The organism is Burkholderia sp. WP42 (assembly GCF_000745665.1).
Classification (GTDB): domain Bacteria; phylum Pseudomonadota; class Gammaproteobacteria; order Burkholderiales; family Burkholderiaceae; genus Burkholderia; species Burkholderia vietnamiensis.
The window spans coordinates 1-26511 of record NZ_JQJT01000025.1 but is presented as its reverse complement, the minus strand read 5'-3'; the positions used below and the strand labels follow the sequence as shown (position 1 = coordinate 26511).

At 67.5% G+C, this 26511-nt stretch carries 24 protein-coding genes, 1 other RNA gene and 1 pseudogene; 14 read left to right on the top strand and 12 right to left on the bottom strand.

Features of this window, described 5'->3' with window-relative positions; all coding sequences use genetic code 11:
- Positions 1–157: 157 nt before the first annotated feature.
- The 4 genes from EX20_RS16800 to EX20_RS16785 all read left to right on the top strand — a co-directional run bounded on the left by EX20_RS16800 (position 158) and on the right by EX20_RS16785 (position 3275).
- Entirely contained in the window at positions 158–1051 is an 894-nt protein-coding gene (locus EX20_RS16800) for a glutamate/aspartate ABC transporter substrate-binding protein (protein WP_014722447.1), read from the top strand.
- An 84-nt stretch (positions 1052–1135) separates the two neighbouring features.
- Complete coding sequence (locus EX20_RS16795; RefSeq protein ID WP_011883275.1) at positions 1136–1876, top strand: amino acid ABC transporter permease; 741 nt, start codon at positions 1136–1138, stop codon at positions 1874–1876.
- On the top strand, positions 1876–2553 hold the full coding sequence (gltK, locus tag EX20_RS16790) for a glutamate/aspartate ABC transporter permease GltK (protein ID WP_011883276.1): 678 nt from the start codon (positions 1876–1878) through the stop codon (positions 2551–2553). Before EX20_RS16795 ends, gltK begins: the two co-directional genes overlap by 1 nt.
- On the top strand, positions 2550–3275 hold the full coding sequence (locus EX20_RS16785; RefSeq protein WP_011883277.1) for an amino acid ABC transporter ATP-binding protein: 726 nt from the start codon (positions 2550–2552) through the stop codon (positions 3273–3275). Before gltK ends, EX20_RS16785 begins: the two co-directional genes overlap by 4 nt.
- Before the next feature lie 117 nt (positions 3276–3392).
- On the opposite strand, the gene EX20_RS16780 is transcribed toward EX20_RS16785, so the two are convergent.
- Positions 3393–8642, bottom strand: coding sequence for an autotransporter outer membrane beta-barrel domain-containing protein (locus EX20_RS16780; protein WP_034194156.1), 5250 nt, complete (start codon positions 8640–8642; stop codon positions 3393–3395).
- Between the two features lie 616 nt (positions 8643–9258).
- Positions 9259–10170: a class II glutamine amidotransferase gene (locus tag EX20_RS16775; protein WP_034194155.1), complete on the bottom strand. Its 912-nt coding sequence runs from the start codon at positions 10168–10170 to the stop codon at positions 9259–9261.
- Positions 10171–10379: 209 nt separating this feature from the next.
- Here EX20_RS16775 and pyrC point away from each other — a divergent pair, with 209 nt between their 5' ends.
- The 3 genes from pyrC (at position 10380) to rnpB (ending at position 12746) form a co-directional block, all read left to right on the top strand.
- A complete protein-coding gene (pyrC, locus tag EX20_RS16770; RefSeq protein WP_034194154.1) occupies positions 10380–11444 on the top strand; it encodes a dihydroorotase in 1065 nt (354 codons plus the stop codon).
- Positions 11441–12322, top strand: a complete 882-nt coding sequence (locus EX20_RS16765) for a DUF3025 domain-containing protein (RefSeq protein ID WP_014722450.1) — start codon at positions 11441–11443, stop codon at positions 12320–12322. Before pyrC ends, EX20_RS16765 begins: the two co-directional genes overlap by 4 nt.
- A gap of 12 nt (positions 12323–12334) precedes the next feature.
- Positions 12335–12746: RNase P RNA component class A (rnpB, locus tag EX20_RS29910), an RNA gene on the top strand.
- Between the two features lie 68 nt (positions 12747–12814).
- On the opposite strand, the gene EX20_RS16760 is transcribed toward rnpB, so the two are convergent.
- Positions 12815–13279, bottom strand: coding sequence for an OsmC family protein (locus EX20_RS16760; RefSeq protein ID WP_072465471.1), 465 nt, complete (start codon positions 13277–13279; stop codon positions 12815–12817).
- 570 nt (positions 13280–13849) lie between these two features.
- Complete coding sequence (locus EX20_RS16755) at positions 13850–14155, bottom strand: DUF1090 family protein (protein WP_011883282.1); 306 nt, start codon at positions 14153–14155, stop codon at positions 13850–13852.
- A 311-nt stretch (positions 14156–14466) separates the two neighbouring features.
- Between EX20_RS16755 and rplM the strand changes: the two genes are divergently transcribed.
- The 3 genes from rplM (at position 14467) to erpA (ending at position 15878) form a co-directional block, all read left to right on the top strand.
- On the top strand, positions 14467–14895 hold the full coding sequence (gene rplM, locus EX20_RS16750) for a 50S ribosomal protein L13 (protein ID WP_009687896.1): 429 nt from the start codon (positions 14467–14469) through the stop codon (positions 14893–14895).
- Positions 14896–14906: 11 nt separating this feature from the next.
- Positions 14907–15299: a 30S ribosomal protein S9 gene (gene rpsI, locus EX20_RS16745; protein WP_011883283.1), complete on the top strand. Its 393-nt coding sequence runs from the start codon at positions 14907–14909 to the stop codon at positions 15297–15299.
- A 207-nt stretch (positions 15300–15506) separates the two neighbouring features.
- Positions 15507–15878: an iron-sulfur cluster insertion protein ErpA gene (gene erpA / locus EX20_RS16740; RefSeq protein WP_011883284.1), complete on the top strand. Its 372-nt coding sequence runs from the start codon at positions 15507–15509 to the stop codon at positions 15876–15878.
- Between the two features lie 88 nt (positions 15879–15966).
- On the opposite strand, the pseudogene EX20_RS16735 reads toward erpA, so the two are convergent.
- Positions 15967–17076, bottom strand: a pseudogene (locus tag EX20_RS16735) (anhydro-N-acetylmuramic acid kinase); the annotation flags it as partial.
- A 181-nt stretch (positions 17077–17257) separates the two neighbouring features.
- On the opposite strand from EX20_RS16735, the gene tyrS reads away from it, so the two are divergent.
- Genes tyrS through EX20_RS16720 form a run of 3 tightly spaced genes read left to right on the top strand, consistent with a single transcriptional unit; the run spans position 17258 to position 19640 of the window.
- Positions 17258–18499, top strand: a complete 1242-nt coding sequence (gene tyrS, locus EX20_RS16730) for a tyrosine--tRNA ligase (protein WP_011883286.1) — start codon at positions 17258–17260, stop codon at positions 18497–18499.
- A complete protein-coding gene (gene dtd / locus EX20_RS16725; protein ID WP_034194152.1) occupies positions 18496–18954 on the top strand; it encodes a D-aminoacyl-tRNA deacylase in 459 nt (152 codons plus the stop codon). Before tyrS ends, dtd begins: the two co-directional genes overlap by 4 nt.
- Before the next feature lie 23 nt (positions 18955–18977).
- The gene (locus EX20_RS16720) at positions 18978–19640 is read left to right on the top strand and encodes a histidine phosphatase family protein (protein WP_034194151.1); all 663 of its coding nucleotides are present in this window, start codon (positions 18978–18980) and stop codon (positions 19638–19640) included.
- A 102-nt stretch (positions 19641–19742) separates the two neighbouring features.
- Here EX20_RS16720 and EX20_RS16715 read toward each other — a convergent pair whose 3' ends face one another.
- The 7 genes from EX20_RS16715 to dusB all read right to left on the bottom strand — a co-directional run bounded on the left by EX20_RS16715 (position 19743) and on the right by dusB (position 26315).
- Positions 19743–20696, bottom strand: a complete 954-nt coding sequence (locus EX20_RS16715; RefSeq protein ID WP_034194150.1) for an oxygenase MpaB family protein — start codon at positions 20694–20696, stop codon at positions 19743–19745.
- A 29-nt stretch (positions 20697–20725) separates the two neighbouring features.
- On the bottom strand, positions 20726–21793 hold the full coding sequence (gene ruvB / locus EX20_RS16710) for a Holliday junction branch migration DNA helicase RuvB (protein WP_011883290.1): 1068 nt from the start codon (positions 21791–21793) through the stop codon (positions 20726–20728).
- 121 nt (positions 21794–21914) lie between these two features.
- Positions 21915–22496: a Holliday junction branch migration protein RuvA gene (gene ruvA / locus EX20_RS16705; RefSeq protein WP_011883291.1), complete on the bottom strand. Its 582-nt coding sequence runs from the start codon at positions 22494–22496 to the stop codon at positions 21915–21917.
- A gap of 217 nt (positions 22497–22713) precedes the next feature.
- A complete protein-coding gene (gene ruvC / locus EX20_RS16700) occupies positions 22714–23256 on the bottom strand; it encodes a crossover junction endodeoxyribonuclease RuvC (RefSeq protein ID WP_011883292.1) in 543 nt (180 codons plus the stop codon).
- Between the two features lie 151 nt (positions 23257–23407).
- Positions 23408–24973 carry a bifunctional phosphoribosylaminoimidazolecarboxamide formyltransferase/IMP cyclohydrolase gene (gene purH, locus EX20_RS16695; protein ID WP_011883293.1) on the bottom strand — a complete coding sequence of 522 codons (1566 nt, stop codon included), beginning with the start codon at positions 24971–24973 and terminating at the stop codon, positions 23408–23410.
- Positions 24974–25017: 44 nt separating this feature from the next.
- Positions 25018–25251: a Fis family transcriptional regulator gene (locus tag EX20_RS16690; RefSeq protein ID WP_006476892.1), complete on the bottom strand. Its 234-nt coding sequence runs from the start codon at positions 25249–25251 to the stop codon at positions 25018–25020.
- Positions 25248–26315: a tRNA dihydrouridine synthase DusB gene (gene dusB, locus EX20_RS16685; protein ID WP_011883294.1), complete on the bottom strand. Its 1068-nt coding sequence runs from the start codon at positions 26313–26315 to the stop codon at positions 25248–25250. The genes EX20_RS16690 and dusB overlap by 4 nt, the downstream gene beginning before the upstream one ends.
- On the opposite strand from dusB, the gene EX20_RS32915 reads away from it, so the two are divergent.
- Positions 26295–26511: hypothetical protein (locus EX20_RS32915; RefSeq protein ID WP_220389342.1), on the top strand; the 217-nt coding region annotated here is incomplete at its 3' end. The two genes, dusB and EX20_RS32915, sit on opposite strands and share 21 nt — an antisense overlap.

Here is a 26511-nt window from a genome sequence, read left to right as displayed (position 1 = left end):
CGGCGTCGCCCGCGTGCGCATTCGGGCGCGCAAAGCGCCGCGCGAAGCCGGGAGGACGGCGACGCACAGGACGATTCGTAGTGCGGTAAACAACCAGTACTTTCAAAAATATTACTTTGATACACTGGCGCGGGTTTTAGCCAAGGAGATGACCAAAATGAAATACCAGAAGGCAGTCCTGATGATCGCGGCGCTGTGCGCGTTCGCGAGCGGCGCGCATGCACAGGAGACCGGCACGCTGAAGAAGATCAAGGACACGGGCGTGATCGCGCTGGGCCACCGCGAATCGTCGATTCCGTTCTCCTACTATGACCAGAACCAGCAGGTCGTCGGCTATTCGCGCGACTTCCAGATGAAGGTCGTGGATGCCGTGAAGAAGAAGCTGAACCTGCCGAGCCTGCAGGTGAAGAACATCCCGGTCACGTCGCAGAACCGCATCCCGCTCGTGCAGAACGGCACGGTCGACATCGAGTGCGGCTCGACCACCAACAACCTCGAGCGTCAGCAGCAGGCCGCGTTCTCCGACACGATCTTCGTGATCGGCACGCGTCTGATGACGAAGAAGGATTCCGGTGTGAAGGACTTCGCCGACCTGAAGGGCAAGACGGTCGTGACGACCGCGGGCACGACGTCCGAGCGCCTGCTGCGCAAGATGAACAACGACAAGCAGCTCGGCATGAGCATCATCAGCGCGAAGGACCACGGCGACTCGTTCAACACGCTCGAATCGGGCCGCGCGGTCGCGTTCATGATGGACGACGCGCTGCTCGCAGGCGAGCGCGCGAAGGCGAAGCAGCCGGGCGAATGGGTGATCGTCGGCACGCCGCAGTCGGAAGAGGCGTACGGCTGCATGATGCGCAAGGGCGATGCGGACTTCAAGAAGGTCGTCGACGAGGCGATCTCGCAAGTCGAGAAGTCGGGTGAAGCCGCGAAGATCTACGCGAAGTGGTTCGAGAACCCGATCCCGCCGAAGGGGCTGAACCTGAACTTCCCGCTGTCCGATTCGATGAAGAAGCTGTACGCGAACCCGAACGACAAGGCGCTCGACTGACCACGCCGCCGTTGACGCAGAAATGACGCTACTGAAACGGAAGAGGCCACGCTTCTTCCGTTTCTTTTTGCTGGAGTCTTGCCCATGTCTTACCACTGGAACTGGGGCGTCTTCCTGAGCCCCGTCTCGACCGGCGAGCCGACGACTTACTTCGGATGGCTGATGTCCGGCTTCTGGGTGACGATCGAAGTGTCGCTGGTCGCCTGGGTCATCGCGCTGATCGTCGGTTCGCTGTTCGGCGTGCTGCGCACCGTGCCGAACAAATGGCTCGCCGCGCTCGGCACCGTCTACGTGTCGATCTTCCGCAACATCCCGCTGATCGTGCAGTTCTTCGTCTGGTATCTGGTCGTGCCGGAGCTGCTGCCCGCGTCGATTGGCACCTGGATCAAGCAGCTGCCGCCCGGCACGCAGTTCTTCACCGCGTCGATCGTCTGTCTCGGGCTGTTCACCGGCGCACGCGTGTGCGAGCAGGTGCGCTCGGGCATCAACGCGCTGCCGAAGGGCCAGCGTGCGGCCGGCCTCGCGATGGGCTTCACGCAATGGCAGACGTACCGCTACGTGTTGCTGCCGGTCGCGTACCGGATCATCGTGCCGCCGCTCACGTCGGAGTTCCTGAACATCTTCAAGAACTCGGCGGTCGCATCGACGATAGGCCTGCTCGACCTGTCCGCGCAGGCGCGCCAGCTGGTCGACTACACCGCGCAGACCTACGAGTCGTTCATCGCGGTGACGCTCGCGTACGTGGTCATCAACCTCGTCGTGATGGCGTTCATGCGCTGGATCGAAGGCCGCACGCGGCTGCCCGGCTACATCGGAGGCAAGTGATGCATCAGTTCGACTGGAGTAGTATTCCCGGCGCGATACCGACGCTGTGGACGGGGGCGATCGTCACGTTCAAGATCACGCTGATCGCGATCGTCATCGGCATCGTCTGGGGCACGCTGCTGGCGCTGATGCGGCTGTCCGGCGTGAAGCCGCTCGCATGGTTCGCGAAGGGCTACGTGACGGTGTTCCGCTCGATCCCGCTCGTGATGGTGCTGCTGTGGTTCTTCCTGATCGTGCCGCAGCTGCTGCAGGGCGTGCTCGGGCTGTCGCCGACGATCGACATCCGGCTCGCGTCGGCGATGGTCGCGTTCTCGCTGTTCGAGGCCGCGTATTATTCCGAGATCATTCGTGCCGGCATCCAGGCGGTGCCGCGCGGGCAGGTGAACGCCGCGTTCGCACTCGGCATGAACTACGCGCAGGCGATGCGCCTCGTGATCCTGCCGCAGGCGTTTCGCGCGATGGTGCCGCTGCTGCTCACGCAGGCGATCGTGCTGTTCCAGGACACGTCGCTCGTGTACGTGATCAGTCTCGCGGACTTCTTCCGCACGGCCGCGAACGTCGGCGATCGCGACGGCACGACCGTCGAGATGGTGCTGTTCGCCGGCGCATGCTATTTCGTGATTTGCTCGTTGGCTTCTGCCCTCGTCAAAGGTCTCCAGAAAAAGGTCACAAGATGATTTCCATCAAGAACGTTTCGAAGTGGTACGGCCAGTTTCAGGTCCTCACCGATTGCACGACCGAGGTCAGCAAGGGCGAGGTCGTCGTGGTGTGCGGGCCGTCGGGCTCGGGCAAGTCGACGCTGATCAAGACGGTCAACGGCCTGGAGCCGTTCCAGCAGGGCGAGATCCTCGTGAACGGCCAGTCGGTCGGCGACAAGAAGACGAACCTGTCGAAGCTGCGCTCGAAGGTCGGGATGGTGTTCCAGCATTTCGAGCTGTTCCCGCACCTGTCGATCACCGAGAACCTGACGCTCGCGCAGATCAAGGTGCTCGGCCGCAGCAAGGACGAGGCGACCGACAAGGGCTTGAAGCTGCTCGATCGCGTCGGGCTGAAGGCGCATGCGCACAAGTTTCCGGGCCAGCTGTCGGGCGGCCAGCAGCAACGCGTCGCGATCGCGCGCGCGCTGTCGATGGACCCGATCGCGATGCTGTTCGACGAGCCGACCTCCGCGCTCGATCCGGAAATGATCAACGAGGTGCTCGACGTGATGGTCGAACTCGCGCAGGAAGGGATGACGATGATGGTCGTCACGCACGAAATGGGCTTCGCGAAGAAGGTCGCCCATCGCGTGATCTTCATGGACAAGGGCGCGATCGTCGAGGACGACCGCAAGGACGATTTCTTCTCGAATCCGAAGTCGGATCGCGCGAAGGACTTCCTCGCGAAAATCCTCCACTGAACGCTCCCGTGTAGCGCACGCCGCTTCGACGAACCGCCCGGCCCAGCGCCGGGCGGTTTTTTTTCGGCCGCTGCCGCCGAACGGCAGCGGCGCACGGGCGACGCGACGCGTCCTGCGTTACCAGCTGTAGCGGTAGCCGGCCTGGCCGGTGACGCCGCGCCGGTAGTCGCCGCCGATGTTGCGCGCGTATTTGACGTTCGCGTACAGCGTGCCCGACTTGCCGAAGGCCGCGGTCACGCCGAGGCCGAGCTCGTACCACGTGCGGCCCAGATGCGTCGCGAACGGCGTGCCGCCGACGACGGTCTGGCCCGGCGACAGGAAGTCGTGCAGCACGTCGGCCGTGAAATACGGCGTCGCCGCGCCCAACGCGCTCGCCCCCAGGTTCGGCCGGAACATCCGTACGCCGAGGCGTCCGCGCAGCGCGTGGCTCGTCGTGCCCGACACCGCCGACACGCTGTCGTTGAATCCGTTCAGCTTCAGGTACTGATACATCAGCTGCGCCTGCGGTTCGATCGCGATCGGCGTGGCGCCGATGCCGAACGGCTTGCCGGCTTCCTGCGACAGCGCGATGCCGAAGCCGTTCTGCGATGCGTCGTTGCCGTAGCTGTCGCGATAGCGGTTGCCGTAGTGCGTGACCTGCCCGACGCTGTCGAAGTAGGTGCCGTCGGTCAGATAGCGAGTCCAGTAGCCGCCGGCGCTCTGCGCGTGCATCTCGACCGAGCCGGTCGACGTCGACAGGCCCGGCGCATCGGCGCGCGCCGGATCGCTGAAGCTCGCATTCGACACGCCGATGCTCGCCGTCACGCCCGCATGCGTGCTGCCGCCGTCCGGCGCCTGGCCGAGCGTCCAGTCCTTGCCGAACTGCGCGAAGAAGGTGCGCTCGTCGGCCGCGAAGCGGCCCGCGTTCGCATCGAAGCTCTGTCCGCCGATGCGGCCCCACACGCCGTCGCGGTTGCCGGGCGCCTGCTTGTCGACGTTGTACACGTCGCCGACGCGCTCGTGCAGCTTGCCGAGCGTCGAGAAGCCGTAGTCGGCGTTCAGGAGCGGCGTCATCGCGAAGCCCGCGACGCCCGGACGGTACGCGAGCGTGCCGGCGCCGCCGCCGGCGGTCAGCGGGCCGACCGCGATGACCTGGTTGGACGGATCGAGCTGCGAGCGCAGATACCAGCCGTTGGCGTCGAGCTGGCCGCCGCGATAGAGCCGGTATTCGTATGCGCCGGCCTGGACCGGGCCGGCGAGATGGAACGCGGACGCGGCCGTCGTGCCGCCGTTCGCCGTGACCACCACCGGAATGCCGTCGCCGGTCGTCTGCGCGCCGCTGCCGGCGGTGTTCGCGATCTTCAGCGCCGTCGTGCCGCTTGCGGCGCCGCCGTTCACGATCAGCCGGTCGGTCGGCGACGCGTCGGCGCCGAGATAGGTGTTCAGCGCGATCGTGCCGCCGTTGCCGACGTAGCCGCCGGTGGTCAGCGTCTTGTAGCTGCCGGCCGCCGTCGGCGCGCCCGACGGCGCGGCGAATGCGACCAGGCCCGCGTTGTTCAGGCTGCTCAGCACCGAGCTGCCGGTGATCCGCCATGCGCTCGTCGCGTCGACGTTCAGCGCGACCGGATCGATCTTGCCCGTCAGCGTCGTGCCGTTCGTCAGCGACACGGTCCCGGTGCTCGACGCGTCCGACACGATGTCGCCGGCCAGCGTCACGGCCGAAGCGTCGAAGCGCGCGACGCTGCCGTTCGCGAGGTCGAGCAGCGTGCCGTTGCCGGCCGTCACGATGGTGCCGTTGCGTACCGCGATGTCGACCGCGCCGCCGCGCGCGGCGAACGCCGGGCCGGCGACCGACGCGACGCTACCGCCGTCGACCAGCACCGAACTCGTCGCGCCGCTCGCGCGCGAGTCGACGCTCAGCAAGCCGGCCGTCGCGCCGTGCAGCGTCGTGCCGGTCAGCGCGAGCACGCCGCCGCCGTCGACGGTCGCGCCGTTGCCGGCCGCGCTCGTGAGCGTCGAGCCGGTGTCGCCGATCCGGCCGCCGTTTTGCGCGACGACGCCGTCGGCTGCCGCGCCCGCCGCCGCGATCTTCGCGCCCGACAGCAGCGCGGTCGCGCCGCCGCCGACGACCAGCCCATGCGCGCCGGCGCCGGTGGTCGAGACGGTGGTGCCGTCGGCGGCCAGCGTCGCATCGGCGCCGGCCACGACGATGGCGCGCGCGTTTTCGCCCGCGGTGCGCACGACGCTCGCCGCATCGGTCGCGATGCGCGTGCCCGCGCCCGTCGACGAGATGCCGTCGGCGCCGTTGCCGGTCGTGCCGATCTGCGTGCCCGACAGCACGATCGTCGTGTTGGTACCGAGGTTGTCGATGCCGGCGCCGCCGCCGCCCACCGCGATCGACGTCGCGCCGGCCGCGAGCGCGCCGTTCGCGACGCTCGAGTCGATCAGCACGCCGTGCGCGCTCCCGTTCGCGACGATGGTGCCCGCGCCCGACAGCACGACCGACGCGCCCGCGCCGGTCAGATGCACGCCGGCGACGCCGTCGTCGGCGCCGATCGTGCCCGCGTTGTTCAGCACGGCCGACGCGCCTTGCACGAGCGCGCCGGTGCCGTCCGACACGCGGATCGTCGACATGTTGTCGACCGTGCCGAGCGCGCCGATCGCGACGCCGGTCGAGCCGGCGCCGGTCAGCAGCACCGCGTTGCGGTTCTCCAGCGTGCCGAGGTTGCGCGCAACGAACCCGGTCACGCCGGCGCTCGACGACATGACGGCCGCGTCGTTGCCGAGCACCGTCGCGACCGGCGCGCCGGCGTTCGCGCCGGCCAGGTCGTGGGCCTGGCCGTCGACCACGCCCGCCGTGGCGCCCGCCGCGTTCAGGTTGATCGTCGCGCCGGCGTCGATCGTGCCGTGTGCGCCGCCCTCGACCGCCACCGCGATGCCGTTCGCGCCGCGCACGTTGTAGGTCGCGGAGCCGGTCGACAGCGTCGTGCCGGCGCCGGTCGCGAGCACGCCGCGCGCGCGCTCGCCGTTCACGTCGGTCGTCAGCGTGCCGGCGGCCGACGCGCCCGTGTAGGCCGCGCCGGCTGCGATGCGGAACAGCGTCGAGTCGTCGGTATCGACGCTCAGCCGCTGCGCGGCCACGTTGATCGTCGAGCCGGCGCCGTACACGTAGAAGCCGATCTGGTTCGTACCGGACGTGAAGCGCGGCACGGCGTTCGCGCCGACGTCGATCGCGGCGCCCGCGCGCGCGTGGGCGCCGATCGCGCCATTGCCGGTCAGGTCGAGCGCGCCGTCGAGCGTGGCCTTCGCGCGCGGGCCTTCGGCCCAGACGCCGTAATTGCGTGTGTCCGACGCCGCGTCCAGCCCGCCGGCGACGTCGATCGTGCCGGTCGACGTCGCGGCCGTGGCGGTCGAGCCGGTGCCGACCACCATGATGCCGATGCCGTTCACGCCGTTCAGCGTGATCGTGCCGGTGTTGGTCACGGTCGCGGCCGTGTCGGCCGCGAGCATCCCGACGTTCGCGAGCGGCGTGCGGGGCGCCGCACCGTTCACGACGATCGTGCCGGCGTTGCGCAGCGTGCCGGACGACGAGCCGATGCTCGCCATCGCGGCGCCGTTCTGCGTCTGCGAGCCGATCACGATCGAGCCGAGGTTCGCGGCCGTGCCCGATGCGCCGAGCAGGATGCCGTAGCCGTGCGCGGACAGCGCGACGTCGGCCGCCGCCGCGCCCGGCCGGTACTGCGCCGCGCGTCCGACGTAGATCGTGCCGCCGGCCTCGTTGGTGAAGGCGCCGCCGTCCGCGAGGCCGCCGATCACCTGGCTGTCGAGCGTGGTTGCGTTGACGCCGACGTTCAGCGTGCCGGCGTTCGACGCGGTTGCGCCGTCGGTCGCCGCGATCGCGTAGCTGAGCAGGGTCGGCCGGTTGCCGTCGAGCGTCCATGCGGCGACGTTCATCACGCCGTTGTTCACGAACGTGGTGCCCGCGCCGTTCGCGTACACGCCGTTGCCCTCGGTGTAGGCGTGGAAGCCGAAGTTCTCGGGCGGCGCGGCGCCGGCGGTGTCGAAGTTCTCGCCGGCCGCGTAGCCGGACGAGATCACGCCGTTGTTGACGCCGCTCGCACCGGTGAGCAGCCGCACGAGCGTGAAGTCGCCCGACAGGCTGCCGTCGTTGACGAACTGCGCGCCGTTTTCCGCGAGCACCGCCGAGCTCGATTCGATCGCGCTGGTGCCGCGGAAGTCGATCTGGCCGTCTCGGCCGATATGCAGCGTCGCGTTCGCGCCGGTGCCGTGCAGCGCGGCCAGATGGTCGATCGGCAACGTGTTCTTGTCGCCGGCCGACACGTCGTTCGCGTACTGGAAGTTCTGCCTCGAGAACGTGACGGCCTGGCTGAACGCGCTGTCGTACGCGGCTTGCGAGCCGAGCGCGCCGCTGCGGACCGAGCGTACGAGAAAGTCGTTGTATGCGGCGAGCGACGCGGCGTCGTCGACGCGCCAGCGGCTGCCGTCGAACGCGGTGAAGGTGCCCGCGTAGGCCGGCACGTCGAGCTGCAGGTTGCCCACCGCGCCGCCGGCCTCGACGTAGTCGCCGGTCGTGAACAGCACCTGGTTGCGCGAGTTCCAGTTGACGACGCTTGACGCGGTGCCGGTGCCGTCCGCGAAGGCGAGGTCCGTCTGCTTCGCCGCGATCGTGATCGCGTTGCCGGCCGCGTCGGGCGCGTTCGCCGCGTTGCCGAGCGACACGTTCAGTGTGCCGCCCGAGCGCTCGACGGTGCCGATCCGCGTGTTCAGGTACTGGTTGCCGTCAACGTCGTGATAGAGGGGCACGTAGGTCGCGCCGAGCGTCGATGCGGCGAACGCGGACGAATTGTAGGTCGCAACCGATGCGTGGGTGCCGGTGATCGAATCGGGCGTGCTGACGCTCTGCGTCTTGCCGCCGAGCGAGACCAGCGGCTGGTCGGGATTGCCCGTCACGATCGTGGTCGTGCCGAGCGGGACGCGCGTGTAGCCGGCGTCGCCGCCGTTCTGGCTGGTCCATGCGCCGGTCGCGGCGACGGTATCGCCGCCCGTGACGGTCGTCGCCCCGGCCAGGTTGTCGTTCACGGTCGGGCTGAAGCTGCCGACGGTGCAGCTGCCGCCGCTCGCGACCGCCGACCCGTCGCCGCAGGTCGATGCATGTGCGGCGCCGGCCGACAGCGCGGCGAATGCAGCGCCGGCCATCGCGGCGCGCAGCGGCGCCAGCCGGATCGCGTCGCGGCTCGCGCGACGGCTCGTGGCCGATGTGCCGACAGATGTGCTGCCCGAGCGCTTGCCGCGTGCCCGGGCCGTCTCCGCAACCGCGACCCAGCAGCCGGCGGCTTCGCTCCATATCGATCGAAATGAGTGATTCACGACAACCCCTCTTTGCTTTTTTTGAAGTGATATCCACCGCGGCGCGGTGAAAGCGCATTCCGCGGCCGAAAATGGTTCGAGCCGGCGTGCGCGCCATTGGCCGCATTGCCGTCGTCACGTGAATCGCTTTTCGATATACCGAGGATGAGCGGAGTCTACTGATCTGAATCGCGAAGGATTATCAAAAAAATGAGTGCCGTTGTGATAATGTCGACTCGGTCCGGTATTTTTGAATTATGTGATGAATCGAACCGAAAGCCTTTCTGGTAAAGGCTTGAGCGATATCGTGCGAGGCGGGGTAATCCCGTCGCTCGACGGTGGGCTGGCGCACTGTTCCAAAATGGCGCTGCGATAGAATATGGCTTCCGGAAGGTGGGCGGGGATTTAAAAGGCGTTCCGTTTTATCGCGTATATATTATTTTCGCGTGAACGTTGATTAAATCAAGTTAATGTTGCGTCGCCGCGGTTTGGCGCGCGTCATTGTGGTTTGATTGAAACGAAAGCCGATTGCCGGCGAACGAGCGGCGCGTTGTTCGGCAATGGCTCGTCGCGCGGCCGGCCGGGCCGCGGTCGCTTCATCATGCTGAGATGGAGAAGGAAGGGCGGCGCGTGCGGCTCAGAAATCGATCGCGTCGTCGGCGTCGTCCGCGGCGGCCAGCGCCTCGCGATGCATGCCGCCGCACGGCGCCGAGGCCGACGCGTCGAGCGCCGGGTTGCGCAGCTTCTCGAGCACGCGCTCCGGCACCGGAATCCGCGTCCGCGCGGCGACGTCGCCGCACTGGAACATGATCAGCTCGCCGGGCTCGAACGACGTCCAGACTTCGTTGTCGGTCAGCGGCTGCGTGGCGATCACCGCGACGCGATCTTCGGGCGTCGTGTATTTCGCGAAGTCGATCGACAGGTCTTCGTCGACCAGATGCGCGGTGGAGAACGGCCAGCGCCGCACGATGTAGTGCAGCCGCGTCGAGCAGTGTGCGAACAGCGCCTGGCCGTTCGACATCAGGAAGTTGAATACGCCGTGATCGGTGATGTCGCGCGTCAACTCACTGACGCGCTCGAACAGCTCCGGCAGCGGCGGCTGTGCGCCGGGGAATGCCTCGCGCAGCCCTTGCATCAGCACGCAGAACGCCTTCTCGCTGTCGGTCGTGCCGACCGGGTGGTAGACGCTGCCGTCGAGATCGGGTTCGTAGTCCTGCAGATCGCCGTTATGCGCGAAGATCCAGTGACGCCCCCACAGCTCGCGCATGAAGGGGTGGCTGTTCTCGAGCAGGATATGGCCTTGCGTGGCCTTGCGGATATGCGCGATCGTGTTCTTCGACTTGATCGGATAGCGCTTCACCATTTCGGCGATCGGCGACGTGGCCGAGGCCTGCTGATCGATGAACAGACGGCAGGCCTTGTCCTCGAAGAACGCGATGCCCCAGCCGTCGGCGTGGTGATCGGTGAGGCCGCCCCGGGCCGCGAAACCAGTGAAGGAGAATGTGACGTCCGTCGGCGCGGCGCAGTTCATTCCTAGGAGTTGGCACATTTTACTTGGGGCGGGGGCGGAAGCAGGGTAACCAACCGGGTGAACCCCGGTACAATATGGCTCCTAGCATATCACCGAGCCTCGAGCGGTAAAAAGCGGATTCCGCCGGCCCAAGGCCCCGTGTTGCGGTTTGCCGTCAGTCGGCCCGTGCACGCGTGCTCCGGCCCCGCCGATCCTCGATGGCCAGCCCGTTCCTCACGACGCCTCCTATGACTGCCTCGAACGCTTCCTCCCCGGCGACGCTCACGCTCGCCCGTCCCGACGACCTGCATCTGCACCTGCGCGACGGCGACATGCTGGCCGCGGTGCTGCCGCACACCGCACGCCAGTTCGCGCGCGCGATCGTGATGCCGAACCTGAAGCCGCCCGTCACGACGACCGCGCACGCGCAGGCCTATCGCGACCGGATCCTGGCCGCGCTGCCGGCCGGCAGCGCGTTCGAGCCGCTGATGACGCTGTACCTGACCGACAACACGGCGCCCGACGAAGTTCGTCGCGCACGCGACAGCGGCTTCGTGCACGGCGTGAAGCTGTATCCGGCCGGCGCGACGACGAACTCGGATCACGGCGTGAGCGACCTCGCGAAGTGCGCGAAGACGCTCGAGGCGATGCAGGAAACCGGCATGCCGCTGCTCGTGCACGGCGAGGTGACGGACCCGTCGATCGACATGTTCGATCGCGAGAAGGTGTTCATCGATCGCGTGATGACGCCGCTGCGCCGCGATTTCCCCGCGCTGAAGGTCGTGTTCGAGCACATCACGACGAAGGATGCGGCCGACTACGTGCGCGACGCCGATGCGGCGCCGGGCCTGCTCGGCGCGACGATCACGCCGCAGCATCTGCTGTACAGCCGCAACGCGCTGTTCGTCGGCGGCATTCGCCCGCATTACTACTGCCTGCCCGTGCTCAAGCGCGAGACGCACCGCGTCGCGCTCGTCGAAGCGGCGACCTCCGGCAACCCGCGCTTCTTCCTCGGCACCGACAGCGCGCCGCATGCGCGCGGCGCGAAGGAAACCGCCTGCGGCTGCGCCGGCTGCTACACGGCGCTGCACGCGCTCGAGCTGTATGCGGAAGCGTTCGACCAGGCCGGCGCGCTCGACAAACTGGAGAATTTCGCGAGCCGCTTCGGCGCCGATTTCTACGGCCTGGCGCACAGCACCGACACGGTCACACTGCGCCGCGAGACCTGGGAGCTGCCGACCGAGGTGTTCGCGGGCGATACGCCGGTCGTGCCGCTGCGCGCCGGCGAGACGATCGGCTGGAAGTTCGCGTGAGCGTCGCGCCGCCGTGCGCCGCCGCTCACGCGGCCGACGGCGGGGCGGCGCAATTCGCGCGGATCGACTGGTCCGCGCCGTGGCTCGCGCAGTACGACGAGCCGGGCCGTTTGCTGCAGGTGGCCGCGCTCGCGGGCGAAGCCGCCTTGCTCGATGCATTGGGCGACGCGGCCGGCGCACGCACGAGCGGGCGCGGCAGGCCGCTGCGCTTCGTGCCGCAGGCCGAACTGCCGCCCGGCGTCGCATACGAAACCCACATCGCCGACACGGGGCGCGTGCCGACCCGCCACAATCTTCACGACTTCTTCAATGCGCTCGTGTGGCTCGCCTATCCACGCACCAAGGCCGCGCTGAACGCACGGCAGGCCGCGGCGATCGACGCCGCGGGCGGCGTCGGGCCGGTGCGTGGGTCGCTGCGCGATGCACTCACGCTGTTCGACGAGAATGCGGCGCTGTTCGTGACGGCCGAGCGCGCGCTCGCCGACGCACTGCGCGGCTTCGACTGGCAACGTCTGCTGGTGAGCTCGCGCGCCGCGTGGGGTACGCGCTGCGAGGCGCGCCTCGTCGGCCATGCGCTGCTCGAGAAGCTGGTGGCGCCGTACAAGTCGTGTACCGCGCACGCGTGGATCGTCGAAGTCAGCGACGACTACTTCTCGTGGCCCGACGCGCGCCGCGCCGCGCATCTCGACGCACGGATCGCCGACGAACTCGCGACGCGCGCGCTGACGAGCCGCGATTTCGCGCCGCTGCCGGTGCTCGGCGTGCCGGGCTGGTGCGACGCGAACGCCGCGCCGGCGTTCTACGACGACCCGGCCGTGTTCCGCAGCGGTCGACGGACGGACGCCGCGCGCGCTGCGGGCGGCGGCGCGCAGTGCTAGAATGCGCGTCGCAAAGCAGGCCAGGCAGTCGCGGCCTCGCCGCCTTCGGGCAGGCGGGGGCGAGGAAAGTCCGGACTCCACAGGGCAGGGTGATGGCTAACGGCCATCCGTGGCGACACGCGGAACAGGGCAACAGAAAGCAAACCGCCGATGGCCCGGCGCAAGCCGGGATCAGGTAAGGGTGAAACGGTGCGGTAAGAGCGCACCGCGGCGACGGCGACGTTCGCCGGCACGGTAACCTCCACCCGGAGCAATTCCAAGTAGGCAGGCGCGCATTTTCGGATGCAGGATGGGGCCCCCGTCTCGTCTGCGGGTAGGAAGCTTGAGCGCGTCAGCAATGGCGCGCCTAGAGGAATGGCTGCCACGCGCGGCGCGCTTCGGCGTGCGGCGTGCACAGAATCCGGCTTATCGGCCTGCTTTGCCGTTCGAATGCACAAGGGCCGGCGCTCCATCGGGAGCGCCGGCCCTTTTTATTGCGTCGGCGCAGCGCGCTTAGTCGGCGACGATGTCGAACGAATGCGTGAGCTCGGCCGTCTTCGCGATCATGATCGACGCGGAGCAGTATTTGTCGTGCGACAGGTTGATCGCGCGCTCGACCGTGGCCGGGTTCAGGTTGCGGCCCGTGACGGTGAAGTGGAAGTGGACCTTCGTGAACACCTTCGGGTCCTCGCTTGCGCGCTCGGCCTTCAGCGTGACCGAGCAGCCGGTGACTTCCTGGCGGCTCTTCTTCAGGATCAGCACGACGTCGTACGCAGTGCAGCCGCCGGTGCCGACCAGCACCATTTCCATCGGGCGCGGAGCGAGGTTATGTCCGCCGCCTTCCGGCGCGCCGTCCATCGCGACGAGGTGCCCGCTTCCGGTCTGGGCCGAAAACGCCATCCCGTCCTGACCCATCCAGCTTACTTTGCATTCCATGCTTGCGCTCCAGCGTTGCCTGATTCGGATTCGATCCGGCATTGTAGCCCGCTGCGCAACGGTCGGCTGATGCACTGCACGACGCGAAACGGCGAGCCGGCCTCGGCGGCGTCGCGTCGGCCATTTGGCTGGTATTTCCCTGCTGGCTTTAGGGGTTTTACTCTAGGCGGGGCGGGACGATTGGCGCGGCGTTTTCGGCTATGCAACTGATTTGAAAGAGGAAATCCATGAGGCCCAGTGCGCGCCTTGGATTCCGCATTATGGTTTTGGATTTCGTAATGCAGATTTTCTTGTGAAGTCGGAGGGGCATTCGTATAATGAGCTCCATTGGTTGTCGCGCTGCGGCAACCTCCGAATGTCTCCTCCACCCTCCTCCAAAGGTGGATTAAGCCCGAACCAAACGTTCGGGCTTTTTTTCGTCCAATGCAAACATCGGCGCGCCGGTTGCGCGGTCTGAAAGCGCTTTGAGAGCGGCGAATCCGCGGTGCTTTTGCGGCGGGTGGGCGGCGCTTCGGCAGCGGGCGAGCGCGCCGACATTGGTTCTATTTCGACAGGTGTTCGACACCGGCTCAGGGCCGCTATGGCCCCCGCTCGACAGCGGTTCGACACCGATCAGACGGGCTGCCTCGCCGCCGGCCGCGGCGCCGGCCGTGCCGGCGTGCTGGTCGGCTGCGTCGGCGTTGCCTGGGCGTCGCTGGCCGAAACGTCGCCCTGTTCGTGTGCGCAGAAATGGCGTACGCGCTCGCGCACCGCGCGCAGGCGGGCGACGCGTTCCTCGGTATGGGATTCGCGCGCGTCGGCGATGCGCGCGTCGAGTGCGGCGAGCTTGGCCTCGCAGGCCTGCTGGGCGGCGCTCGCGGGGACGGCGGCAGCCAGCAGGGCGGCCGCGAAAATGGGCATAAGTCCTTGTTTCATCATGCTTGCTTGTTGTTTTTTCGTGGTCGGCCGGTCGCGCGCGGCAAGGTCATGTGCAACGCGCGACGGGTGCGCCGCCGGGCGCTCGGATCGCCCGGTGCGGCACGGCACGCCGGAATTTTCGCCGATTTCGGGCGCCGCCGGCGCGGGCCACGGATTCTCTTTGACCGCCCTGTGGTATTTCCTTTATAATTCAGGGCTTTTCCGCATTCATGCCCACGGAAAAAGAACAGGGAGAGCCTGCACCGCGCCTCGAAGCGCACTCAGACAAGCAGGAAGAACACATCGGGCAAAGCATTTTTTTTGGATCGATCATGAAGACGTTTTCCGCAAAAGCCCATGAGGTGACGCGCGAATGGTACGTGATTGACGCGACGGATAAGGTTCTCGGCCGTGTTGCCAGCGAAGTGGCACGCCGTCTGCGCGGCAAGCACAAGCCTGAGTTCACCCCGCACGTCGACACTGGTGATTTCATCATCATCATCAACGCGAGCAAGTTGAAGGTCACGGGCAACAAGACGCTGGACAAGAAGTACTACCGTCACTCGGGCTACCCGGGCGGCATCTATGAAACGACGTTCGGCAAGATGCAGGAACGCTTCCCGGGCCGTGCGCTCGAGAAGGCGGTCAAGGGCATGCTGCCGAAGGGCCCGCTCGGCTACGCGATGATCAAGAAGCTGAAGGTCTACGCAGAAGCGACGCATCCGCACTCGGCTCAACAGCCGAAGGCGCTCGAGATCTAAGGGGAGCCCACATGATCGGTAACTGGAACTACGGTACGGGCCGCCGCAAGAGCGCAGTCGCACGTGTCTTCATCAAGGCTGGCAAGGGCGACATCATCGTCAACGGCAAGCCCATCGCTGACTACTTCTCGCGCGAAACGTCGCTGATGATCGTGCGTCAACCGCTGGAACTCACGAACCACGGCCAGACGTTCGACATCAAGGTCAACGTCAACGGCGGCGGTGAAACGGGTCAGGCAGGCGCAGTGCGTCACGGCATCACCCGTGCATTGATCGACTACGATGCGACGCTCAAGCCGTCGCTGTCGAACGCAGGCTTCGTCACGCGCGATGCGCGTGAAGTCGAGCGTAAGAAGGTCGGTCTGCGCAAGGCACGCCGCGCAAAGCAGTTCTCGAAGCGTTAATTCTGCTTCATGGCCACGCCGCTTTCGGGCGGTGTCCGCCGAAAAAACCGCCAGCTTTCACGCTGGCGGTTTTTTTATGCCCGCTCGACGCGGGTGCCCATGGCGTTCGCTTTACCGAAATCAACAAGAACCTATTGATTTCATGGACATCGGCACGATCTTCTGATCCGCCCTACAATAGCGGCTAAAGCTTTTTGGAGAGTTCGCATGAACGCTGTTAACGAATCCGCAGCAACGACGGCCGAAATGCCGGTCCCGTTCGTCTTCACCGACGCCGCGGCCGACAAGGTCAAGCAACTGATCGACGAAGAGGGCAATCCCGACCTGAAGCTGCGCGTGTTCGTGCAAGGCGGCGGCTGCTCGGGCTTCCAGTATGGCTTCACGTTCGACGAGGAAGTCAACGAGGACGACACCGTGATGGACAAGAACGGCGTCCAGCTCCTGATCGACTCGATGAGCTACCAGTATCTGGTCGGCGCCGAGATCGACTACAAGGACGACCTCAACGGCGCGCAGTTCGTGATCAAGAACCCGAACGCCACGACCACCTGCGGTTGCGGCTCGTCGTTCTCGGTCTGAGCGCGACTCGGATCCTGTCCGGTTCGCCGGAATAAGAAACGGGGCTTGATGCCCCGTTTTTCATGTCCGCGCGCCGCGCGTCATCGGATCAGCGCGGATACAGCGCGCCGAGCACGCGCTCGCCGGCCGCGCCCGTCACGCTGGCCAAATTGCCGGGCAGGCGCGCGGTGAAGCGGTACGCGAGCCATGCGAACGCGAGCGCCTCGACCTGTTGCGGCGGCACGCCGAGCGCGGCCGTCGTGTCTACCGTGGCTAATACGCCGGCTTCCTGCAGCGCGCGACGCAGCGCGTCGAGTAGCACGGGATTGCGGGCGCCGCCGCCGCACACGAACACGGCCTTGCAGCCGGCTGCGTGCCGTGCGATCTCGCGGGCGACCGACACCGCGGTGAGCGCGGTCAGCGTCGCCTGCACGTCCTCCGGCGCAACCTGCGCAAAGCCGGCCAGCTTCGCGTCGAGCCACGCCGCGCTGAACAGGTCGCGCCCGGTGCTTTTCGGCGGCGGCGCGGTGAAATAGGGTTCGTCCAGCAGCGCGTCGAGCAACGCCGCATGCACGGTGCCGCGCGCGGCGAACTTGCCGCCGTCGTCGTACGGCTTGCCGAGGTGGCGCGTCGCCCATGCGTCGATCAACGCGTTCGCCGGCCCGCAGTCGAAGCCGCGCACGTCGCTGCCTTCAGCCGGCAGGATCGTGATGTTGCTGATGCCGCCGAGGTTGCAGACGACGCGCGTGTCGCCCGGCGCGCCGAACACCGTCGCATGAAACGCCGGCGCCAGCGGCGCGCCGTGGCCGCCGGCCGCGACGTCGCGCATGCGGAAGTCGGCGATCACGTCGACATGCGTGAGCTCGGCGAGCAGCGCCGGATTGTTCAGCTGACGCGTGTAGCCGCGTTCGGGACGGTGCCGGACCGTCTGGCCGTGCACGCCGATCGCGCGCACGTCGTCGCGCGACAGGCCGGCCGTACGCTGCAACTCGTGGCAGCACACCGCATAGCGCGCGACGAGCGCATTCGCGGCGACCGACTCGCGGTCGATCTCGTCGTCGCCCGGCTGCTGCAGCGCGAACAGCGCGTCGCGCAGCGACTGCGCGAAGCCGACGAACGCTTCGGCGAGCACGACCGGCGCGCGGCCCGTTTCGAACCGGACCGCGACGCCGTCGACGCCGTCCATGCTGGTTCCCGACATGAGTCCGAAGTAGACGCCGTCGGCCGGATGGGCGGGTTGCGGGTGTCGTTGCGGCACGTTGGGTTCTCCTGGATCGAGCGGCGCGGGCCGGTGCCGCGCGCCTCGCACCTGATTATCCGCGCAACCTGACGCGTCGTTAAGCGATGCGCGCGCAAGTTATGGGAAAATCCCTGTCTTTGCGACATTCTTCCTGGCACCGATGAGCACCGAACCCAGTTCCAAGCCCGTTTTCCCGATCACCGACGAAGTCCGCCACGCGCTCGCCGTCACGAAGCGCGGTGTCGACGAACTGCTGATCGAGGAAGAGTTCGCGCAGAAGCTCGCGCGCAGCGCGGCCACCGGCAAGCCGCTGCGCATCAAGCTCGGGCTCGACCCGACCGCGCCCGACATCCACATCGGCCATACGGTCGTGCTGAACAAGATGCGCCAGCTGCAGGACCTCGGGCACACGGTGATCTTCCTGATCGGCGATTTCACGTCGCTGATCGGCGATCCGTCCGGCCGCAACGCGACGCGCCCGCCGCTCACGCGCGAGCAGATCGAGTCGAACGCGAAGACTTACTTCGACCAGGCCGCGCTGGTGCTCGACCGCGACAAGACCGAGATCCGCTACAACAGCGAGTGGTCGATGCCGCTCGGCGCCGACGGGATGATCAAGCTCGCGTCGCGCTACACGGTCGCGCGGATCCTCGAACGCGAGGACTTCACGAAACGCTTCCAGAGCGGCATCCCGATCTCGATCCATGAATTCCTGTACCCGCTGATGCAGGGTTACGACTCGGTCGCGCTGAACGCCGACCTCGAGCTCGGCGGCACCGACCAGAAGTTCAACCTGCTGGTCGGCCGCGAACTGCAGAAGCAGTACGGCCAGGAACAGCAGTGCATTCTGACGATGCCGCTGCTCGAAGGGCTCGACGGCGTCGAGAAGATGTCGAAGTCGAAGGGCAACTACGTCGGCATCAGCGAGAAGCCGACCGACATGTTCGGCAAGCTGATGAGCATCTCGGACACGTTGATGTGGCGTTACTTCGAACTGCTGTCGTTCCGCAGCCTCGACGAGATCGCCGGCTTCCGCCGCGAAGCCGAAGGCGGCCGCAACCCGCGCGACTTCAAGGTGCTGCTCGCGCAGGAAATCGTCGCGCGCTTTCACTCGCAGGCCGACGCCGAGCGCGCGCTCGAGGACTTCAATCACCGCGCGAAGGGCGGCGTGCCGGACGATATCCCGTCGGTCACGCTCGCAGGCGCGCCGCTCGCGATCGGCCAGTTGCTGAAGCAGGCGGGCCTCGTGCCGTCGACGAGCGAAGCGCTGCGCAACATCGAGCAGGGCGGCGTGAAGATCGACGGCGCGACCGTGTCCGACAAGGGCCTGAAGGTCGACGCCGGCGAGTTCGTCGTGCAGGTCGGCAAGCGCCGCTTCGCGCGCGTCACGCTGACCGCATGATCGCGCTGATCCAGCGCGTGAAGCGCGCCGACGTGCAAGTCGGTGAGCGTACGACCGGCGAGATCGGCGCGGGCCTGCTCGCGCTGGTCTGCGCGGAGCGCGGTGACACCGAGGCCGCGGCGGACAAGCTGCTCGCGAAGCTGCTCGGCTATCGCGTGTTCAGCGACGCGGCCGGCAAGATGAACCTGCCGGTGTCGAACATCGACGGCGCGGGCCGCGCGGGCGGCCTGCTGCTCGTGTCGCAGTTCACGCTGGCGGCCGACACCAACAGCGGGCTGCGGCCGAGCTTCACGCCGGCCGCGCCGCCCGATGAAGGCAAGCGCCTGTTCGATTACTTCGTCGCGGCCGCGCGCGAGCGTCACCCGATCGTCGAGACCGGCGAGTTCGGCGCCGACATGCAGGTATCGCTCGTCAACGACGGCCCCGTGACATTCTGGCTGCAAGTGCGGCCCTGATTCTTTCCCGGAGGCGCGCCGCGATGGCGACCACGCAGATCCTGTTCATCCGTCACGGCGAGACGGCCTGGAACCGCATCAAGCGCATCCAGGGCCACATCGACATTCCGCTGGCCGACTCGGGGCTCGCTCAGGCGCAGCGGCTCGCCGTGCGGCTTGCGCGCGAAGCGCGCGAGGGGCAGCGCCTCGACGCCGTTTATTCGAGCGACCTGATGCGGGCGCAACAGACCGCGCAGCCCTTTGCCGACGCGCTCGGCTTGCCGCTCCAGTTGCGCGAAGGGCTGCGCGAGCGCGCATACGGCGTGTTCCAGGGCCATGACAGCACCGAGATCGAGACGCTGTTTCCCGATGCATACGCCGCATGGCAGACCCGCGACCCGGGCTTCGCGCCCGATGGCGGCGAGTCGCAGCGCGCGTTCTATCATCGCGTGCTGCATGCGCTCGAACCGATCGTCGCCGCTCATCCGGGCGGCCGCATCGCGTGCGTCGCGCACGGCGGCGTGCTCGACTGCGTGTACCGCTTCGCCAACGGTCTCGACCTCGCGGCGCCGCGCAACTATCAATTGCTCAACACGAGCATCAACGTCGTCGACTACGCTGACGGCCGCGCGCAGGTCGTGCAGTGGGCCGACGTGGCGCACCTCGACGCCGCGAGCGACGACGACGGCTATCGCAAGGTGCTCTGAGGCGGTCGCATCGGCGTGACGGGTTGGCGGGCGTCAGTGCGTTGCCGGCATCCGGCCGCGCGTTGGTGACTCTGACCTACTGAGCGACTTACCGACTCACCGTCACGCAGGCGGCTCGCCGCCCGACGGCGCTGAGCTGGCGCGGCGCCGTGCGCGTTTCGATACGCCGTTCACGAGCGCCCAGCGCAGCACCGGCGCGACTGCGCGCACACCGGGCCGGACCACCGCCCGCCGCAGCGGCGCGAACCGCGCGAGGCCGAGCATCTGCTGCGCCCACGGCGGCAACAGGTCGATCCCGGCGTGCATCACCAGCGTGGCGGCCGGCCGCAGCGCAGGCTTCGCGAGCGGCGCGTTCAGCAGGATGCGGATCACTTCGAACGTGCGCGGGCCGGCTTCGAGCTCCGGCTGCATGCGCGCGAGATAGGCGGCGACCTCCGCGCGCGAGCGCGGCACGGCCTGCGCGCCGAGGCGCTCGGCGATCTGCGCGGTTTCCGCGTAATAGCGATCCTGACATTCGCCGCTCAGCGCCGGATTCACATAGCGCAGATGCGCGGCCAGGAAGCTCGATACTTCCGCGACATGCACCCACGTGAGCAACGCCGGATCGTCGGCGCGGTACGGGCGGCCGTCGGGCGCGGTGCCCGATACGCGCGTGTGAATGGCCTTCACGCGCTCGATCAGCGCGAGCGCGTCCGCGCGATTGCCGAACGTGGTGCCCGATATGAACGTCGCCGTGCGGCGCAGGCGGCCGAGGATGTCGGTGCGAAACGACGAATGATCCCAGACGCCCGCCAGCGCGAGCGGATGAAGCGCCTGCAACAGCAGCGCCGAGACGCCGCCGGTCATCATCGACGCGAAATCCGCATGTACGCACCAGCAGACCGCGTCCGGCCCGAACAGCCCGGGGTCGCCGGGCGGTGATGAATAGTCGATCGACGGGCCGCCGCTGCCGGTCGTCAGGTGCGTGACGCCGGCCGCGAGCCGCTTGCGCAGCGGCTCGATCCAGCGCGGGCCCGCGCTCGGCGCGGCGGGATGACGACGGGGCGGCGTGGTCATGGCTGGTTGGCCGGGAGCGACGCGGCGGGCTACGCGCCGTCGGGCGTGTTCCACATGCTGCCTTCCGCACTGCCGGCCGCCGGCGCGGACAGCCCGAAATGGCGGTAGGTGAGCAGCGTCGCGACGCGCCCGCGCGGCGTGCGCTGCAGGAAGCCTTGCTGGATCAGGTACGGTTCGAGCACGTCCTCGATCGTGTCGCGCTCCTCGCCGATCGCGGCCGCGAGGTTGTCGATGCCGACCGGGCCGCCGTCGAACTTGTGCAGGATGGCTTCGAGCAGCTTGCGGTCCATCAGGTCGAAGCCGACCGGATCGACGTCGAGCATCGCGAGCGCGGCATCGGCGACGGCCGCGGTGATCTGTCCGTCGGCCTTCACTTCCGCGTAGTCGCGCACGCGGCGCAGCAACCGGTTCGCGATCCGCGGCGTGCCGCGCGAGCGCTTCGCGATTTCCAGCGCGCCGTTCGGGTCGATCTGCGCGTTCAGCAGTGCCGCCGAGCGCCGCACGATGCGCGACAGCTGCTCGGCGTCGTAGAACTCCAGCCGCGCGACGATCCCGAAGCGATCGCGCAGCGGATTGGTGAGCATCCCCGCGCGCGTCGTTGCGCCCACCAGCGTGAACGGCTGCAGATCGAGCTTCACGCTGCGCGCGGCCGGACCTTCGCCGATCATGATGTCGATCTGGTAATCCTCGAGCGCCGGATACAGGATTTCCTCGACGACCGGCGACAACCGGTGGATCTCGTCGATGAACAGCACGTCGTTCGCTTCGAGATTGGTCAGCAGCGCGGCGAGGTCGCCGGCGCGCTCGAGCACCGGGCCCGACGTCTGGCGCAGATTCACGCCCATTTCGCGCGCGATGATGTGCGCGAGCGTGGTCTTGCCGAGGCCCGGCGGGCCGAACAGCAGCACGTGGTCGAGCGGCTCGGAGCGGCGTTTCGCGGCCTCGATGAAGATCTCGAGCTGACCGCGCACCTTCTCCTGGCCGACGTAATCGTCGAGCTGGCGCGGCCGCAGCGCGCGTTCGAACACCTCCTCGTGCGACGAGGCGGGCGTGGCGGCGATGATCCGCTCGGCGGCGAGTTTGTCGGTTTCAATCATGCGGGCATTGTACCGCGCGCCGTCGCGCGCCCGAATCGGCCGAACGGCCGACTGGCGCGCGCCGCCAGGCGGCGCAACACTGGCTCCGACAGCCCGGCCCGACAGCCCGACAGCCCGGCCGTTACGCCTTCGACAGCGCCTTGAGCGCGAGCTTGATGCCGTCGGACACGCCGGTGCCGGCCGGCACGTTCTTGATCGCCGCGAGGCCTTCCTTTTCGGAATAGCCGAGCGCGACGAGCGCGTTCAGGATGTCGGCCGCGTGGTCGGACGGCGACGCGGCGCCGGCGAGCGCACCGAGGTCCGCGCCGAGCTTGCCCTTCAGTTCGAGCAGCAGGCGTTCGGCGGTCTTCTTGCCGATTCCCGGCAGGCGCGTGAGACGGGCGGCGTCCTGCATCGTCACGGCTTGCGCGAGCTCCTGCACGCTCATGCCGGACAGCACCGCGAGCGCCATGCGCGCGCCGATGCCGGTGATCTTCAGCAGCTCGCGGAAGGTCGTGCGCTCCTGCGGCGTCAGGAAGCCGTACAGGAGGTGGGCGTCCTCGCGCACGATCTGCTGCGTGAGCAGCACGACGCGCTCGCCCGTTTGCGGCAGGTTGTAGAAGGTGCTCATCGGCACGTCGATTTCATAGCCGACGCCGTTGCAGTCGACGAGCAGGTGAGGCGGGTTCTTTTCGAGCAGGATGCCGGCGATGCGACCGATCATGGATGGCGGGATGCGAGGAAGAAAGCGCGAGTGTAGCGCAGCTGCGGCGCGATGCCGATGGGAGGGTGCCGGGGGTGCTTGCGCGAGGTGCGCGAGTTGCGCAAGGCCGGCGAAATGGCGAACCGGCAAACCCGCGAAACGGCGCACCGCGACTACGCACACGTTTCGTGCGAGACGATCCGCCGTGTCGCGCGCCGGACCGACGAGGCCGCCCGCGTCAGCCGACGAGCCGCCCGCGTCGCACACGCAGCCCCTTGCGCGCGAGCGCCGGCGCGAGGCCGCTGATCGTGCCGAGCGTATTGCCGCTGTGTGCATGGCAGATCGCCATCCCGAGCGCGTCGGCCGCGTCGCTGCCCGGCTGGCCCGACAGATTGAGGAGCCGCGTGACCATCTCCTGCATCTGCGATTTGGTAGCGCGGCCGTAGCCGACGACGGCCTGCTTCAGTTGCAACGCGGTGTACTCGGCAACCGGCAACCCGCCCGCGACGAGCCCGCAGATGGCGGCGCCGCGCGCCTGCCCGAGCAGCAGCGTCGACTGCGGGTTGACGTTGACGAACACCTGTTCGATCGCGGCCTGGTCGGGCGCGTGTTCGCGCACGAGCGTCGACACGCCCTGGAAGATCGTGCCGAGCCGCGTGGCGAGGTCGGCGGTTGGCGTGCGGATCACGCCGCTCGCGACATACGCGAGCCGATGGCCGCTGACGTCGATCACGCCGAAGCCGGTGACGCGCAGGCCGGGGTCGATGCCGAGAATTCGCATGAGTGAGGAGAAAGACGGGATGCAGCGATACTACAACGAACGGTGCGCGGCGCCGGCCGCACGACAGCATGCATCGGCGCCGCGCAATAAAAAACCCGGCGAGCAGGCTGCCGCCGGGTTCTCGAGCCGCGGCCACACGGGCCGCGAGCGATCAGTGACGGAAGTGACGCACGCCCGTCAGCACCATCGCGATGCCGTGTTCGTCGGCCGCCGCGATCACTTCGTCGTCGCGCATCGAGCCGCCCGGCTGGATCACGCAGGTCGCGCCCGCGGCCACGACCACGTCGAGACCGTCGCGGAACGGGAAGAACGCATCCGACGCGACGGCCGAGCCGGCCAGCGTGAGGCCCGCGTTCTGCGCCTTGATGCTCGCGATGCGCGCGGAGTCGACGCGGCTCATCTGGCCTGCACCGACGCCCAGCGTCATGCCGTTGCCGCAGAACACGATCGCGTTCGACTTCACGTACTTCGCGACGCGCCATGCGAACAGCAGGTCGTCCATTTCCTTCGCGCTCGGCTGGCGCTTCGTGACGACGCGCAGCTCGCTCGGCTGCACGTTCCGCGAATCGAGCGACTGCACGAGCAGGCCGCCGCCCACGCGCTTCAGGTCGAATGCGTTGTGGCCGTCGCCGAGTGCGATCTCGAGCAGGCGAACGTTCTGCTTCGCGGCGAATACCTGCTGCGCGGCGGCCGAGAACGACGGCGCGATCAGCACTTCGACGAACTGCTTCGCGACGGCTTGCGCGGCTGCCTCGTCGACTTCGCGGTTGAACGCGATGATGCCGCCGAACGCCGACGTCGGGTCGGTCTGGAACGCCTTCGCGTATGCGTCGGCCGGGTCGTTGCCGACCGCGACGCCGCACGGGTTCGCATGCTTGATGATCACGCACGCCGGTGCGTCGAACGTCTTCACGCATTCCCACGCCGCGTCGGAATCGGCGATGTTGTTGTACGACAGTTCCTTGCCCTGCAGCTGGCGGTAGTTCGCGAGCGCGCCGGCCGGTGCGGCCAGATCGCGGTAGAACGCGGCGCTCTGGTGCGGGTTCTCGCCGTAGCGCAGGTCCTGCACCTTGTCGAACGCGAGGTTCAGCGTGGCCGGATACGTGCTGCGCGAGGCGTGCTGCAGCTCGTCGGTGAGGCTCGTCAGGTAGTTCGTGATCGCGCCGTCGTATTGCGCGGTGTGCGCGAACACCTTCGTCGCGAGGCGGAAGTTGGTCGCGTAGCCGATCGCGTTGCCGTTCGCCTTCATTTCATCGAGCACGACCGCGTAGTCGGCCGGATCGACGACGACGGTCACGTCGCGGTGGTTCTTCGCGGCCGAGCGCAGCATCGTCGGGCCACCGATGTCGATGTTCTCGATCGCGTCGGCGAGCGTGCAGTCGTCCTTCGCAATCGTCGCGACGAACGGATACAGGTTCACGACCAGCAGGTCGATCGTCGGGATGTCGTGCTGTTCGAGCGCCTGCATGTGCTCGGGCAGATCGCGGCGCGCCAGGATGCCGCCGTGCACCTTCGGGTGCAGCGTCTTCACGCGCCCATCGAGCATTTCCGGGAAGCCCGTGTAATCGGCCACTTCGGTCACGGGCAGGCCGGCGTCTGCGAGGAGTTTCGCGGTGCCGCCGGTCGACAGCAGCTTGACGCCGAGGTCGGACAGCGACTTCGCGAAGTCGACGATGCCGGTCTTGTCGGAAACGGAAATGAGCGCTTGCTTGATCATGATGGAACCACCAATAGCCAGGGAAACGGGGACGGGACGGCCGGCTACAGCAGGCCGTGCTGCTGCAGCTTCTTGCGCAGCGTGTTGCGATTGATGCCGAGATACTCCGCGGCGAGCGACTGGTTGCCGCCGGCCTGTACGAGCACGACCTCGAGCATCGGCTTTTCGACGCAGGACATCACCATTTCATAGACGTCGTGCGGATTGGAGCCGTCTAGATCCCGGAAATACACGTCCAGGCTCTCGCGGACACATTGTTCGATGTTGTGCTTGCTCATGCTGCTAACTGGTTATGGTCGTCCGACTCGCGCTGGCCGTTTTCGGGTTCGTCGTCGACGTACACGAGGCGGTCCGACAGCGCCTCTTGCGCGTCGAAGAATGCGTTGACGGCGGCGAGCTGCTCGCGGGTGGAATCGAGCGTGTTCATCCTGTGCCGGAACCCGTTGGCACCGGAAAGGCCGCGAGTGTACCAGCCGATGTGCTTGCGCGCAGTACGGACTCCGGTGAATTCGCCATAGAACGCGTAGTGATCTTCCAGGTGCTCGTTCATCACCTGCCGGATCTCGTCGATGCGCGGCGGCGGCAGCAGCTCGCCGGTTTGCAGGAAATGATCGATTTCGCGGAACAACCACGGACGGCCTTGCGCGGCGCGACCGATCATCAGTGCATCGGCGCCGGTGGCGTCGAGCACGGCCTTCGCTTTCGCCGGCGACGCGATGTCGCCGTTCGCGACGACCGGAATGCCGACGGCCGCCTTCACGGCCGCGATGGTTTCATACTCGGCGTCGCCGTGGTACAGGTCGGCGCGCGTGCGGCCGTGCACCGTCAGCATCGAGATGCCCGCGGCTTCGGCGAGGCGGGCGACGGTGACCGCGTTCTTGTGTTCGCGATCCCAGCCGGTGCGGATCTTCAGCGTGACGGGCACCGCATCCGGCCCCGTGCCGACCGCCGCGACGACGGCCTCGACGATGCGCTGCACGAGCGGCTCGTTCTGCAGCAGCGCCGAGCCGGCCGCGACGTTGCAGACCTTCTTCGCCGGGCAGCCCATGTTGATGTCGATGATCTGCGCGCCGTTGTCGACGTTGTAGCGGGCCGCTTCGGCCATCATCGCCGGATCGGCGCCGGCGATCTGCACTGCGATCGGCTCGACTTCGCCCTCGTGGTTGGCGCGCCGCATCGTCTTCGCGCTCTTCCACAGCTGCGCATTCGACGCGACCATTTCGGACACCGCGTAGCCGGCGCCGAGCCGCTTGCACAGCTGGCGGAACGGACGATCGGTGACGCCGGCCATCGGGGCGACGAACAGGTTGTTGCGCAGAACGTGAGAGCCGATAACGGGCATCGCAATGGCACCGCCCGCGAGCGCCGGGACGTCGCGGGCCAAAAAGGGCGGAGGGAAAACGCGCATTTTACCGTATTCCCATGCCCCGCCGATTTGACCCGGTTTGACCGGGTTCGACCGATCATGTCGAACGCGCCGAATGCGCCGAACGCACCGAACGCACCGAACGAGCCGAACGAGCCGAACGAGCCGAACG

Bases quoted from the DNA above. Each gene is read 5' to 3' on its own strand.
- erpA (WP_011883284.1), top strand. From the start codon at position 15,507: ATGAACGCTGTTAACGAATCCGCAGCAACGACGGCCGAAATGCCGGTC.
- rplM (WP_009687896.1), top strand. From the start codon at position 14,467: ATGAAGACGTTTTCCGCAAAAGCCCATGAGGTGACGCGCGAATGGTAC.
- EX20_RS16760 (WP_072465471.1), bottom strand. From the start codon at position 13,279: ATGCCGGATCGAATCCGAATCAGGCAACGCTGGAGCGCAAGCATGGAA.
- EX20_RS16795 (WP_011883275.1), top strand. From the start codon at position 1,136: ATGTCTTACCACTGGAACTGGGGCGTCTTCCTGAGCCCCGTCTCGACC.
- purH (WP_011883293.1), bottom strand. From the start codon at position 24,973: ATGATCAAGCAAGCGCTCATTTCCGTTTCCGACAAGACCGGCATCGTC.
- ruvC (WP_011883292.1), bottom strand. From the start codon at position 23,256: ATGCGAATTCTCGGCATCGACCCCGGCCTGCGCGTCACCGGCTTCGGC.
- gltK (WP_011883276.1), top strand. From the start codon at position 1,876: ATGCATCAGTTCGACTGGAGTAGTATTCCCGGCGCGATACCGACGCTG.
- EX20_RS16690 (WP_006476892.1), bottom strand. From the start codon at position 25,251: ATGAGCAAGCACAACATCGAACAATGTGTCCGCGAGAGCCTGGACGTG.
- dusB (WP_011883294.1), bottom strand. From the start codon at position 26,315: ATGCCCGTTATCGGCTCTCACGTTCTGCGCAACAACCTGTTCGTCGCC.
- EX20_RS16755 (WP_011883282.1), bottom strand. From the start codon at position 14,155: ATGATGAAACAAGGACTTATGCCCATTTTCGCGGCCGCCCTGCTGGCT.
- EX20_RS16800 (WP_014722447.1), top strand. From the start codon at position 158: ATGAAATACCAGAAGGCAGTCCTGATGATCGCGGCGCTGTGCGCGTTC.
- ruvB (WP_011883290.1), bottom strand. From the start codon at position 21,793: ATGATTGAAACCGACAAACTCGCCGCCGAGCGGATCATCGCCGCCACG.
- pyrC (WP_034194154.1), top strand. From the start codon at position 10,380: ATGACTGCCTCGAACGCTTCCTCCCCGGCGACGCTCACGCTCGCCCGT.
- EX20_RS16775 (WP_034194155.1), bottom strand. From the start codon at position 10,170: ATGTGCCAACTCCTAGGAATGAACTGCGCCGCGCCGACGGACGTCACA.
- EX20_RS16785 (WP_011883277.1), top strand. From the start codon at position 2,550: ATGATTTCCATCAAGAACGTTTCGAAGTGGTACGGCCAGTTTCAGGTC.
- dtd (WP_034194152.1), top strand. From the start codon at position 18,496: ATGATCGCGCTGATCCAGCGCGTGAAGCGCGCCGACGTGCAAGTCGGT.
- rpsI (WP_011883283.1), top strand. From the start codon at position 14,907: ATGATCGGTAACTGGAACTACGGTACGGGCCGCCGCAAGAGCGCAGTC.
- ruvA (WP_011883291.1), bottom strand. From the start codon at position 22,496: ATGATCGGTCGCATCGCCGGCATCCTGCTCGAAAAGAACCCGCCTCAC.
- EX20_RS16715 (WP_034194150.1), bottom strand. From the start codon at position 20,696: ATGACCACGCCGCCCCGTCGTCATCCCGCCGCGCCGAGCGCGGGCCCG.
- tyrS (WP_011883286.1), top strand. From the start codon at position 17,258: ATGAGCACCGAACCCAGTTCCAAGCCCGTTTTCCCGATCACCGACGAA.
- EX20_RS16720 (WP_034194151.1), top strand. From the start codon at position 18,978: ATGGCGACCACGCAGATCCTGTTCATCCGTCACGGCGAGACGGCCTGG.